This window comes from Bacteroides sp. AM10-21B (assembly GCF_003472565.1).
In the GTDB taxonomy this organism is placed as follows: domain Bacteria; phylum Bacteroidota; class Bacteroidia; order Bacteroidales; family Bacteroidaceae; genus Bacteroides; species Bacteroides propionicigenes.
The window spans coordinates 285,195-299,037 of record NZ_QRME01000003.1 but is presented as its reverse complement, the minus strand read 5'-3'; the positions used below and the strand labels follow the sequence as shown (position 1 = coordinate 299,037).

10 protein-coding genes are annotated in these 13,843 nt (G+C 49.2%); 8 read left to right on the top strand and 2 right to left on the bottom strand.

Annotation, left to right across the window (positions count from 1 at the left end; genetic code table 11):
• Positions 1-22 precede the first annotated feature (22 nt).
• Complete coding sequence (locus DW121_RS05405) at positions 23-631, bottom strand: HU family DNA-binding protein (protein ID WP_118323208.1); 609 nt, start codon at positions 629-631, stop codon at positions 23-25.
• 245 nt (positions 632-876) lie between these two features.
• On the bottom strand, positions 877-1,563 hold the full coding sequence (locus DW121_RS05400; protein ID WP_118323207.1) for a potassium channel family protein: 687 nt from the start codon (positions 1,561-1,563) through the stop codon (positions 877-879).
• A 1,255-nt stretch (positions 1,564-2,818) separates the two neighbouring features.
• Here DW121_RS05400 and DW121_RS05395 point away from each other — a divergent pair.
• From DW121_RS05395 to DW121_RS05360, 8 genes are read left to right on the top strand one after another with little or no spacing between them, the layout of a single operon-like run.
• Positions 2,819-5,785, top strand: a complete 2,967-nt coding sequence (locus tag DW121_RS05395) for a SusC/RagA family TonB-linked outer membrane protein (RefSeq protein ID WP_118323206.1) — start codon at positions 2,819-2,821, stop codon at positions 5,783-5,785.
• Between the two features lie 25 nt (positions 5,786-5,810).
• The gene (locus tag DW121_RS05390; protein WP_118323205.1) at positions 5,811-7,397 is read left to right on the top strand and encodes a RagB/SusD family nutrient uptake outer membrane protein; all 1,587 of its coding nucleotides are present in this window, start codon (positions 5,811-5,813) and stop codon (positions 7,395-7,397) included.
• Positions 7,398-7,438: 41 nt separating this feature from the next.
• Positions 7,439-8,329, top strand: coding sequence for a Calx-beta domain-containing protein (locus DW121_RS05385; protein ID WP_117712862.1), 891 nt, complete (start codon positions 7,439-7,441; stop codon positions 8,327-8,329).
• A gap of 32 nt (positions 8,330-8,361) precedes the next feature.
• Complete coding sequence (locus tag DW121_RS05380) at positions 8,362-8,853, top strand: TlpA family protein disulfide reductase (protein WP_117712848.1); 492 nt, start codon at positions 8,362-8,364, stop codon at positions 8,851-8,853.
• 33 nt (positions 8,854-8,886) lie between these two features.
• Positions 8,887-10,500: a DUF6029 family protein gene (locus tag DW121_RS05375; protein ID WP_117712849.1), complete on the top strand. Its 1,614-nt coding sequence runs from the start codon at positions 8,887-8,889 to the stop codon at positions 10,498-10,500.
• A gap of 27 nt (positions 10,501-10,527) precedes the next feature.
• Entirely contained in the window at positions 10,528-11,610 is a 1,083-nt protein-coding gene (locus DW121_RS05370) for an Omp28-related outer membrane protein (protein WP_118323204.1), read from the top strand.
• An 11-nt stretch (positions 11,611-11,621) separates the two neighbouring features.
• The gene (locus tag DW121_RS05365; protein ID WP_118323203.1) at positions 11,622-12,746 is read left to right on the top strand and encodes an Omp28-related outer membrane protein; all 1,125 of its coding nucleotides are present in this window, start codon (positions 11,622-11,624) and stop codon (positions 12,744-12,746) included.
• An 11-nt stretch (positions 12,747-12,757) separates the two neighbouring features.
• On the top strand, positions 12,758-13,837 hold the full coding sequence (locus DW121_RS05360; protein WP_233555772.1) for an Omp28-related outer membrane protein: 1,080 nt from the start codon (positions 12,758-12,760) through the stop codon (positions 13,835-13,837).
• Positions 13,838-13,843: the final 6 nt, after the last annotated feature.

Genomic DNA, 13,843 nt, shown 5'->3' with positions numbered 1-13,843 from the left:
GTCAAGTATTTAATGTGGCGTCCTATTTTCTCTTCGCATATACCACACTCCTCCCCATCCCATGCCTCATCAGCACGCCATCCTCAAGCAGCTGGTTCAGGTCTACAACCGCCTGCTTGCGGCTGCGTCCTGTGAGCCGGGCATACTGGGCGCGGTTGATACAGGGATATTTTTGCAGATACTCGTCAAGCAGATGCATCCGTTGTTCTGCGGGCAGGACGGTAGCGGCAAGGAAAGTGGATTGCGGATTGCGCTCCAGCTTCATCTTACCCCGCAACTCCTCACAAAACGGCTTGCTCAGACGGAAGTTCAGACCACGCAGAGACACCGAAGCGGCACGCACCTCATCTCTGTCCATAGCATGACGCTGAAAATTCAATGAAGGGGTGAAATAGCCGAGTTCACCCAGTTCCACACTCCAACCGTCGGCAAGGCAGTCACGCATCTCGTCCGTGAAGGCGGCCAGCGCTCCCTCAAGCACGCTGCGGCTGATGCCGGAAAAGAGATGGACACGGTCTATAAATTCTTTTTTATCAATAGTACCTTTAGGTACGAAACGGGCATAAAGGGGTTGTTGCTCACCGGTCCGGCGGATGTCGGGCTTCTCAAAAAGGTCATAATAGGCACTCATAGTAGTCTGAAGTTTGTTGCCGTCAATGCTACACTCAGCAACTTGCCCCTCGACGGTTAAGGGAGAAGATACCCGGAATAAATCGTTCCACCACGGAGAACACTGCGTTCCACCATGGAGAACTTTCCGTTCCACCGTGGAGGAACGAAAAGAACTCCACGGTGGAACGATTTAGTCTTAGGCAACAAAGGTACTAATCTTCCCCGGGAAAAAGCATAAGAATCGCTTTATTTGAAAATAAATTATCACAGCGCCTTCCAGAATTTCCGGAAATCCCGATACCGCCCGTAACACACCAGCTGATCTCCCGCCTGTATTTTATCATTATCCGGCAGTTCGTTCACCACATCATGCTCCGTAAAGGAGATGCCCAAGCAGTTCTTCAGAGTCTCGGCACGTTTCAGGGCAAGCAGCTTCAGCCCGAATTCGTTGTCGAGCTTCAGTTCATTCACATTGTAACCGACAAACCTTCCGGGCAATGTGAATTTCATAACGTAGTAGTTGGAATCCACGCGGAAAGTTTCAATATCCGCACCGAACTCCAACAGATGAACCAGTCCGCGAGCCGCATCCTCCTCAGGAGTAAGGATACGCTCCAGACCGAAAGCTTCGAGCACCGAACGATGCACGCCGTCGATGGCCCGGGCATAAATGCGCTTCACTTTTTTCTGCTTCAACAACGCCGCCACCCGGATGGAAGCGCCGAAATTTTCACCGATAGCCACGATTACGACATCAACGCTGTTCAGAGGGAGTACGGACAAAGCCTGTTCATCGGTTGCATCAATCACAAATGCGGTGGCTATCTTATCCTTTAAACTATCTACACGACCGGCACTCACATCGGCGCCTATCACCTCGTGCCCCAAGGCTGAAAGCTCTTCGGCAAGCACGTGGCCGTAATTACCTAAACCAATAATAATATATTTCATATTCCAACGAATTATATGAAGCCGCCCGCCTTCCGTTCTGCAAAAACGAGCCGCTAAAATCGTGGAAAATTACGATTTTCACCGCTATTTACCAAAAATATGGCTAAAAAACTCAGAACCAACCCAAAATATGAAAGTAAGAAAGAATTTTATTTATGAGAGCAGAAGGTCTGGAAGCAAAAAGAACACAAAGTTCGGCAAGAACTTGGTCGGTTTACCACTTGTCTTTTGATATATATAATAAATGTATACATACATTATATAAACAAGCGATTTTTCCGCTCTTATTTAACGACACCTTTTTGGTATCTATGTAATTACACCTGTATTACGATTACAAAGTTATGTTTTTTTTTTGTAAAAATGGCATATACGGGATTTTTTTTTGCACCGTTGTCTGCATTTCGTCAAAATGACACTATATGCACCGAGGAAACATCATAAAGAGTGTATTTTTATAAATTTCGTGTCTATATAAGCAGTTGGAAGAGGTTAAAAAGCACTCTGTCACCCACACGGTCATTAAGTTAAATATAAAAATGATAAATATATTATTTTTAGTAAAAAATATAAAACTTACACAATTAAAAAAGAAGCATAGGAATTTTTATTATGGTCTATTTTTCTTCCATTCCAAATACCCTGTTTCTTCTTAAAACAGAACCCTTCCGGAGTTTCTTGAAAATTTACCGTTACAGACCATTATAAGGCATATTTCAACTTATTACCAAGTTCTTGCCGTACTTTTCTTTTCCCTGTTAAAAATGTATTTTTAGCATTTCAGGCAGAAGAATGTAAAAAGAAAGACAAGTCTGTAAGAACTTTAAGAGAGATGAAAATTAAAAAAATATTTTAACGAATTTATACTAATAAAATAACAGATATGCTAAATATCCTATCATTATTAGGTTGTTACATAGCCTTGTTTTCTTTTTTGTTTTGCAATAATCGCAACCAAGAAAACTTGATTCGGTCATTATATCAGTATTACAATGCCAACTTTAATGACAACTTCCGGTTGTCTATCGTTCCTCCCTTCTGATTGATTTTTGAAGGGGAGAAATATGCTATCCCGCCTATTCTTAATCAGAGTTATCTCCCCCAATCGTATTCACAGCACTTTATGAGACTACATTGAAAAACATTGTCGGTCACAGACCCGGCAATATTATTCGTTCAATGTAAGTATGTCCGCGATGGAGTACAACTATTCTATTGATCCATGTATTTATTAAATAATTTAGAAAGAAGTTTTATGAAAAGAAAGATGGTGTTGCTGTTAGGGCTCCTGTTATTGGGAGTCGAAGCAATAACAGCCCAGACACGTAACGTTACGGGAATTGTAATTTCCGAGGAGGACAATCAGCCCGTTATCGGAGCTTCTGTTCTCGTACAAGGAAGTTCCAAAGGAACAATAACCAATGTAGACGGACAGTTCAACTTGGACGTACCCGCTTCCGCCAAGACGTTGCAAATCTCCTTTATAGGAATGAAAACCGAGGTCGTTCCCATAAAGCCGCAGATGAAAGTCGTGCTGAAAGCCGACACACAAATGATGGACGAAGTAGTGGTAGTAGGTTACGGAACCGGTAAGAAACTCGGTTCGGTAGTAGGCTCCGTGTCTACGGTGAACAGTGGCAAGATTGCCAACAAGCCGGTAGCCAATGCAGGAGACGCCCTGCAAGGACAAGTAGCCGGCCTGCAAGTATTCACCCCCAGCGGCGAACCCAGCGGAACGGTTGTAATGCGCCTGCGCGGTGTCAGCTCTATCAATTCAGATACGGAACCGCTGTTCATTCTGGACGGTTCTCCTATCTCGTCCAGTGCGTTCACAGCACTGAACCCTAATGATATAGAGAGCATGACAGTACTGAAAGACGCCTCATCCACAGCCATTTACGGTTCGCGTGCCGCCAACGGCGTCGTAATCATGACCTCCAAGAAAGGCAAAATGGGACAGAAGGCAAGAATCAGCCTTAACGCCCAGTACGGATGGTCCAAGATGACAGGCGACAATGCAAGCATGATGAACTCCGGGCAATGGTTTAACCTTCAGGAGATTATGGACCCGGGAAAGCTGTACGACAGTGCTTTCCAAGAAAGAAAAGCCTTCTATGTAGACAACGGCATATCCACCGACTGGTCGGATGTATTCTTCGGCAAAAGCGCCCCCACACAGCAGTACGACCTTAATGTAGTAGGCGGTTCGGAAGGTGTCAATTATTACCTTTCTTTCGGACATTACGATGCGGAAGGCATCATGGACGACTCTTTCATGCGTCGTGAAACCCTGCGCAGCAATGTAGAAATGAATATCACCAGTTGGCTGAAGGCAGGTGTCAACCTGAACCTGTCTTATCAGAAGTACAACACCACCTCTTTCGGAAGCGTGGCAAACAGTGTCTACAACAAGGCCTATGCAGCCCGTGTCTACCGCCCCGACCAGACGGTGAACGAAATCCTGAAAGACAACGAAGGCAAATTCATCGGCTATGGCGAACGCCTTGACTACTTCTCGGACTTGGGTTTCTACAATCCCTATTACCTCTCCGAGATACAGCCCAACGAACGCAGCACGGCACGCATCAACGGAAATACATTCTTCAACATCAACCCCGTCAAAGGGCTGAATATCCGTGCCGCACAAGCCGTAGAAGCATACGACTACCGCAACAGCCATAAGGTATATCCCGTAGGCCCGTTCGACGGCGCCGGCGAAGCCAGCGAATCTTTCCAGCGTTACTACTCGTTTACATACACCAACACCGCCGAATATAAATTCGACCTTGCGGGCAAGCACTACTTCACGGTACTGGCAGGACAGGAGTCCATCATCACCAAGAACGAGAACTTCACCGCCTACGCCACCAAGATACTGGACAAGCGTATGATGCTGATGAGCACCGGTGCAGACTCCGACGTGCCGTTGCATACTAAATATAATAAGGTGTTCAACTCCTACTTCGGCACTATCAGTTATAACTACGACGACCGTTACTACATCGACCTCGCAGGCCGCCGCGACGGTTCATCCCTCTTTGCCAAGCAGAACCAGTGGGCCACTTTCTACTCCGTGGGAGCCATGTGGAACATGAAGAAAGAGAAATTCCTGCAAGACATTTCATGGCTGACCGGCCTGCAGCTGAAAGCCAGCTACGGAACAACCGGTAACTCCGGAATCAGCCCCTACAACGCCCTTGCCCTGGTGAGCGGCGGTTTAATTTACGACGGCAAGGCAGGTATCGCCCCCTCTACCGTGGGCAATGACAACCTGACTTGGGAAAGCATGAAGACCCTGAACGTAGGCCTTTCCACCAGAGTGTTCGACCGCGTATCACTGGATATAGAGTTCTACAACCGTCATACGGCAGATATGTTGATGGCCTATCCCCTCTCCTTCACCACCGGTCACAGCAGCAGCGTGGAAAATGTGGCAAGTATGCGTAACCGCGGTTTCGACCTCAGCCTTGCCGTAGACATCATCCGGAACAAGGACTGGAACTGGAGCGTATCCGGCAACATCAACTACAACAAGAATGAAATCACCAAACTGTTCAACGGGCTGGACGAATATACACTGCCCGACACCGGACTGAAAATGGAAGTAGGCAAAGCATGGGGCGAATACTATTACGTGCGGTGGGCAGGCGTTGACCCGCGCGACGGCTACAATATGTGGTATGACAAGAACGGCAACCTCACCAAAAACTACTCCGAAGAAGACGCCGTATTCGTGGGCAAACAACGCTACGCTCCCTGGTCGGGCGGTTTCGGCACACAAGCCGGCTGGAAAGGTATCTTCATCAGTGCCGATTTCTCCTTCATGCTGGGACAGTATATGATGAACAACGAACGATACTTTACCGAGAATCCCACTTTTGCCGGTTCCAACAACCAGACAACGAAGGTACTGTCCATCTGGCAAAAACCGGGTGACGTTACCGACATCGCCGTAGCCGATTCTCCCATGCAGTTTGATACCCACTTGCTGGAAAACGCGTCTTTCATGCGCCTTAAAAACCTGACCATCGGTTACAACCTGCCTGCACAATGGCTGCGCAAGACCGGTGTCATCAACAGCGCCAAAGTGTACTTCACCGGAAGAAACCTGCTGACCGTAACCAAGTACCAGGGTTACGACCCCGAGGTGGACAGCAACCTCCAGCTGGGTAACTACCCCAACACCAAGCAATACACTTTTGGTATTGAACTAACTTTCTAAACCTATTAAAAAGTATAAAGCCAAAATGAAGAAAATATCTATCATAGCATTTACTACATTGATGTTCGGGCTGAGCGCGTGCGACATGGACATGATGCCCTACGACTCAATACCCGCCGACGAGGCTCTTAACTCCATCAATGCTTTCGAGGAAGCACGCACCGGTATCTACGCCGCCTATATAGGTCTGGCGGGCGGCAGTTACGTCCTCGCCCCCGAATTTCAGGCAGACGGCTTTAATGCCACTGCCGACTTTTCCAATACCTACGGTGACTTCTACCGTTGGAACTTCCAGAGCAGCAACTCTTATGTAGAGGCTATCTGGTCTAACTGCTACGCCGCCATCGGACGCGCCAACTTCTTTATAGATTCTGCCAAAAAGATGGACGAAGGCGAGGAAAACGACCTTACCGACGTACAGAAACAACAGCTTGCGGTGTACGTGGGCGAAGCGTACTTCACGCGCGCTTACTGCTACTACTACCTCACCACGCTTTACTGCGCCGACTATAATCCGGCTACCGCCGCTTCCACTTTGGGACTGCCCCTGCAATTGGAGTACAAGCCCAAGATTTCCGCTTCCGAATATCCGGAACGTTCTTCACTGGAAGCTACCTACAAACAGATTACGGAAGACTTGGCGGAAGCCGACACACGCATCCAGACAGCCCGTTCAGGCATTGTAGACTATGACCGTTACATCAACGGCGCCTATGTCAACATAAACACAGCCCCCAAGCAACGCGGCAACTACATCACGGTAGACGTAGTGAAAGCATTGCGTGCCCGCGTGGCGTTGCAAATGGACGACTACAAGAATGCGGCTGCCTATGCGGAGTCCCTGATAGACTCGGACTTCTATCCGCTGCTGAACAATGAAAGCGGACTTAAAGATATGTGGCAAGAGGACGGCGGCACGGAAACCATCTGGCAGATAGCCATGCAGAGCGCTGACGACGCCGGTTCTCCGCTGGGAACACTCTTCATCGGTTATCCCACCACCAAGAAAGACTACATCCCTACCAAGACGTTGATAGACCTTTACGATGCCGACGACCTTCGTCTTGCCGTATACTACGGAGACTACAAGCTGAGCGTTTCTACCGGAACGGCTGCCCAAATCAAGTTCTTCAACAAGTATCCCGGCAACAAGAACTTCAATACGCTGGGCGGAACAACCCGCTACCTGAACCAGCCGAAGCCCTTCCGCATTGCCGAGATGTATCTCATTGCCGCCGAAGCCAATACGCGTATCGGTACGGCAAGCAGTCTGGAGAAAGCGCGCGGCTACCTGAAAACGCTGAAAACCGCCCGTATTCCCGGATTCTCCGGCGGAAACTACAACAACCAAGAAGTCCTGATGAACGAGATTATGGACGAACGCGAGCGCGAATTGGTATGTGAGGGCTACCGCATGATGGACCTCAAGCGTTGGGGCAAAGGCGTGAAGCGCGGCCTGCCGCAAAATTCCGGTCTGGTATTGTTCCCCGGACAAGCCACTACCGACGGACTGAACAAACCCGCCGACGACTACCGTATGGTATGGCCCATTCCCAAGTCGGAAATGGATGCCAACACGTCACTTGCCGGACAGCAGAATCCCGGATATTAATAGATAGAAAGAGTAAACCATTAATGATAAAAAAGAGTAAGATGAAATACTTGAAGATAGCTACCCTCCTTCTGTGCGGTGTCCTGACAGTGTCCTGTTCCGAAGACGAGGCTACGCTCAATACGTCAGACGCCACCGTCAATTTCCAGAATACTGAAATGGAAGTGAAAGAGACTGCCGACCTGTGCAACATACCGGTGGAAGTGACAGGCGAACGCAACGGAGACATCAAAGTAACAATCAGCATCAGCAGCGAGAATGCCGCGGAAGACGAAAATTACATCGTGACTACCAAGACACTCGTTATCTCCGCCGATGAAGCTGTCGCCAACTTTGAGTTCAAACCCGTGGACGATGAAGAAATCAATGCAGACCGCATTCTCACCATCGCCATCACCTCGGTAGAGGGCGGACAGGCCGGTCAGAAAAGCAGCATGACCATGAAGATTCTCGACAATGACTCCAATTACTACGAAACGCTTGCCGGAACGTGGGCATTCACCGGAACGGCTTCGGGTACTTCCGTCATGGATATGCAGGTAGGCTTCTCCGTCAAGGTGAACCTCGCCGAAGAAGGTACGGAAGCCTACGGCAAATACTTGGTATGCTCCAACGAGAAAGGTTTCGACCCGGAAGGAGATATTGAATGGACCTTCAACTGGCGTATGCGCTACGAATATGACGAAGCCGCCAAAAAGATATACGTGTACATCATGCAGGGTGAAGACGTAGCTGCCAACGGCCCCTACACCATCCGTTTCCGTGAGAACGCAAGCAGCGTGGGCTATGAAGGCTACCGCGGCGAATACGATCCGGCAACCAAGACCATTACCTTCACGGGCAACACCCTGATAGGCGACCTTTACAAGGACGGCAAAGTGGCTACCATGAAATTCAATATACGCAAATGCGCGATGGAACGCATTAAATAATACTGATTATTAATTAAAACAAAGAACTACTTATGAAAACATTTATCACTGCCGCGTTATTGTGCCTGTCTATGGCTTGCACTACCGCATGGGCGCAAGTGCCCTCGGTCAAGATAGAGAACTCCAAAGGAGAACTCGTAAATACCGCCTCACTGGTTGATAATAAAACCCCGATGATTATCTCATTCTGGGCCACTACCTGCAAACCCTGCATCCGCGAGCTGGACGCCATTAACGAGCTGATGCCCGACTGGCTGGACGAAGCGCAGTTCCGCGTGATAGCCATCGCCACCGATGACAACCGTTCCGCCGCCAAAGCCCGTTCGCTTGCCGAAGGTCACGGCTGGAGCGACTTCACCGTACTCTACGACAAGAACCAAGAGTTTATGCGTGCCATGAACGTGACGCTTACCCCGCAAGTATTCGTGGTGGACGCCAACGGCAAGATTGTCTACTCGCACACCGGATACACTCCGGGCAGCGAGCAGGAGTTGCTGAAAACAATCAAGGGTTTGAAGAAATAATTTATTTACTGACACAGCTAACGTTTCACGAGCATGAACAAACTATTTTTCCGGACATTAGCGCTGCTGACCTTAGTGTCGGCAGCCGCCGGAGCACAAGAGACGAAAAACAAAGGTTACCTGACCGGAAGTTTTGAAACCAATACCAATTACTACAAGGACGACAGCAAGACAAAAGCTGAATCTCCCGACGACCATTTCGGTAGCAACAACTACCTGAAACTGGACTACTATCACGGGAAGTTCACCGCCGGCATACAGCTGGAAGCCTACGAGCCCGCCCTCTACGGCTATCCTTCCGAATTGGAAAAAGCCAAGATGACCAATTACTACGCTTCATGGGTGGACAAGAATTTCTCTATCACCGCAGGAACATTCTATGACCAGTTCGGTAGCGGACTGCTGTTCCGCAGCTGGGAAGACCGGGCATTAGGACTGAACAATGCGGTAATGGGCGCACGCTTCACCTATAACTATAAGAATCTGGTGGCTTTCAAGGCTATCTGGGGCGCACCCCGCTTCGGTATGGAATTTTCCGACACGCAGGTACGCGGCGCCGACCTCAGCTTCTCCCTCTCCAACCTGCTGAACTGGCAAAGCACTTCGCTGGCAATCGAGGCATCCGCCCTGAACCGCTACGAGAAAATACAGATGGTGGACTTGCAGGAAGAAGGCGGAAAGCCCTATACCAACGGTTTCTCCGGCAGAGTGAACTTTGAGCGCAACGGCTTCACCGCCAAAGGTGAATACGTGGACGGCGGCAACAAGTTCTACGCCTTTGCCCACGATGACAAACAGTACGTCCGCAAACGCGCCAACGCGCAGCTGCTGGAGCTGGGTTACAGCAAAAACGGGCTGGGCATCAACCTGACCGGACGACGTCTGGAATGGATGGACAGCAAAATCATCTCCGACAACACCTCCACCTCCAACCTGCTGAACTATGTGCCTGCCATGTGCACGCAATACACTTACCTGCTCACGACCCTGCATCCCTATACCCCGCAGATAGGCAGCATGACGAACAGCTACACCAACAGCGGTGAGATGGGCGGACAACTGGACGTATTCTACTACTTCAAGCGCGGCACTGCCATCGGCGGCAAACGCGGACTGAAAGTACACGGTAATTTCTCTACCTACTATGCCCTCTCCGAGGAAGGCACTGCCAAGACAGGCAATATGCTGTTCCGCGATTTCAGCGTAGATGTAGAAAAACAGTGGACCAAAGAGTTCAAGATGAACCTGCTTTACTCCATGCAAGAGTACAGCCCCTCGTATGGCGCGACCAAGGTCACCAACCTCTCCAATATTTTCGTAGCCGACTTGCTGTACAAGTTTACACCGGACTTCTCCACCCGCCTGGAACTGCAATACCTCACCAGCCAAGAGAACGAAAAGGACTGGATGGCAGCTTTGCTCGAAGTGAACTTCGCCCCCAGTTGGAGCATCTACGGCAGTGATATGTACAATCACGGAGACACCAAAGTGCATTATTACAATGTAGGCGTCAGCTATGCCAAGTCACGCACCCGCATTGCCCTGAGCTACGGCCGCAACAAGGAAGGCTATGTATGTTCCGGCGGTGTATGCCGTCTGATACAGGCATATACAGGCGCCAACCTCTCTATCACGACTTCTTTTTAACAATATCAATTCCAAAACAGTAAGAGTATGAAGAAAAATTTAATGTTTTATGTATGCAGTCTGGCATTTGCCGGCTCACTCGCCTCATGCAGCGGTTCGTCCGACGAGGTGGACATCCCTACCGAAGTAACCGGCCCCATCACGCTGACAGCGGATAAGAGCGTCATTGAAGCAAACGGCGAAGACATGGTGACCTTTATCGTGAAAGACGCCAACGGCATTGACTTGACCGCCAATGAAGAATATAAGAAAGAAATATATTTCCAAGATGTCACTACCGATACATATCTGGAAAGAAAGACCAAGACTTTCAAAGCAGTGGTAAACGGTACCCACTCTTTCAAGGCATATTACAAAGACTGGGTTTCCGAGCCTTTGGAAATCAAGGTGCAAAACCGCAAGAATTACGAAGTGTTCTATCGTAAGATTGCAGTATTCAAGATGACCGGAACGTGGTGCGTAAACTGCCCGCGCATGACTGCCGGTCTGCACGCCGTAGAAGAAGAGATGCCGGGCCGCATGGTTCGTATGGGCTTCCATGCTTCTTCCAGCGCCGCAGCCGATCCTTTCCACCTGAATGAAACCGGCAAGATAATGTCCGCCTTCGGCGCAAGCGGTTTCCCGACCTGCATCTATGACCTTATAGATATGTCAAGCAACAGCGGAAAGACTGTTATCAAAGAACTGTTCAACGAGCATATGATGAAATATCCGGCTACCTGCGGTATTAAAATCAACTCAGCCTACAATGCCGCAACAGGAAAAATTACGGTAAACGCTTCACTGAAATCAAACAAAGGCGGCACTTACGATTTGGTATACGCTTTAGTGCAAGACGGCTTGACCGCGCAAGACGCAGCCGAAGACGTTTACGACTATACGGTAATGGGCATTTCTCCGAACTATATGAAAATGAGCGATGCAAAATTCACGGTAGCAGCCGATAAAGAACACAATGCAGCCGAATACACAATTGAGGCAAAAGGCCTTGATGCTTCCAAAGCACGTGTAGTAATTTATGCGCTGACCCGTGTAGACGGCAAAGACCGTGTGGACAATATCACCGAATGTCCCATCAACGGCAGTGTAGACTATAAGTATAACGATTAACCCGCAAGTTTATGAAGAGATTTTATTTAAACGGATTCCGCTTCTTCCTGCCCTGCCTGCTGGCGTTTTTTGCCGCCTGCTCCGGCAATGACGGTGAAATAGAAGTGGAATACCCGGACGACGGCGCAGTACGTATCAAGGCTGACAAAAAAAGTATTGTGGCTGACGGTGCGGAAACGGTGACCTTCTCCGTACACTACGGTTCAAAGGATATCAGCGAAGACCAGTCCATGAATCTGGTGGTAACGAAAGAATCGGGCGAGGAAGTAAATATGGCGCTTGGCGCACACGCATTCAGCACCACCGTAGCGGGCACCTACAAAATCAAGGCACGCTACTACTACGGCAAAGAGCTGTACAGCGATGAAGTAACGGTTACCGCTACCGCCATCAGCGGCGGCAAGGACTATTACCACAAGGTGCTTACCATGCAGTTTACATCCGTAGGTTGCACAAACTGCCCCACGCTGAGTGCCGCCCTGAAGAATATCCAGACTGAAAAGCCGGGACGCCTTGCCGTGGCATCTTTCCATATGAACTACGATATAAGCGACCCGATGGCTATTCCGGAAACCAATAAGTATAGAGTCAATGTACTGGGCAACTTCGGCGGACTTCCCCGTTGCTTCTTTAATATGCGCCCGGGAGGCGACATGATTAGCATACAGAGCCAAATCACTCAGAAGTTGGAGGAAGAACTTGCCAACTACCCTGCTACTTGCGGTGTAGCGATAGCCAGTACATACAATGCGGGCACTTCCAAAGTAAGCGTAACCGCTAAAGTAACTTCCAACACGGCAGCCAGTTACCGCTGCATCGTTTATCTGGTAGAAGACGGTATCAACTATATGCAACTCGGTGTGGACGGCGGAACTTACCAGCATAACAATGTGGTGCGTGCAGTGCTTTCCGCTTCCGGCTCGCTCTATGGCGACTTCCTGCCCGAAAAGCCTGTCAAGGCGGGTGAAGAAACAAGCATGACTTTCGACGCGACACTGAATGCTAATTGGAAAGCTGACAATATGCGCGTCATCGTATGTGCGCTGAACTCTTTGGACGGTGGCAAGAGTTATACTTGCAACAACGTGAATGAATGTAAATTGGGCGCATCAGCTGACTATCTGTATAACAAATAAACGAATTTTCTATGCTAATGAACCTTTATCAAACAGCAGCCCTGCTTGCCTTACTTGTAACGGCAGGCTGCGGGCTGAGCTCCTGCTCCGGCGCTACGGACGACTCTGAAACAGCGCTTGCCGTAGAGCTGGCTTACGACAAGGCATCCATAGATGCCGACGGAGAAAGCGCCGTAACTTTCACTGTGAAGCAGGGTGGCGTGGACATCACCGCCAAAGCAACCATCAGCTATACCTACGGCGAGGAGACAAAAGAACTGGCTCAAGCCACTTTCTCCACCAATGTAGCCGGTACATATACTTTCACGGCAACCTACGACGGACAAAGTTCCAAACCCGTTTCCATCACCGCCAATGAAATCACGGTAGTGAAATCGCAATTCGTAAGAAGAATTTGCGTCATGGAATTCACCGGAACTTGGTGCACGTTCTGTCCGAGCGGAGCGCTCCGCCTGCAAGATATGCTTGTGCGCAACTTCGACGGCATATATGACCTGATGGCTTTCCATCTTGACAAAGACCCGATGGCGATTCCGCAATCCTCCACCCTTATGAAGAAATTCAAGCAAGACGGCGCTCCCGCCTGTGCTGTGGATATGCGTGAGGGCATGGACATCAGCAGCGGGCCTGCCAAAGCCAAAAAGGCTTGTGAGAACTCACTGGAAAACTATCCCGCACACTGCGGCGTAGCCATTGCATCGGTCTATAACGAAGCGAGCAAGACAGCCGAAGTTACAGTGAAAGTAACCTCGGAAAAGACTTCCAAGTATCGCTTGGCTGTGTATGTATTGGAGGACGGAATTGTCTATCCGCAGGCCGACGGCAGCATCACACGCGACGATTATGTACACAACCATGTAGTGCGCAAGCTGATAGCCGCATCCGGCTTGGTAGAAGGTGACGACTTGGGAGAGATAGCTTCCGGCAAAGAAGCTACCAAGACTTACCAAGTAAACATCGACAAGGCATGGAACATAGAGAACCTGTCATTCTATGCATTAGCGCTCGATGCGGAAAACCGGGTGAATAACCTGTCTGTCTGTGCTGCAAAGAACGGTAAAACAGATTACGAATACAACAAAAACAATTAATCCATT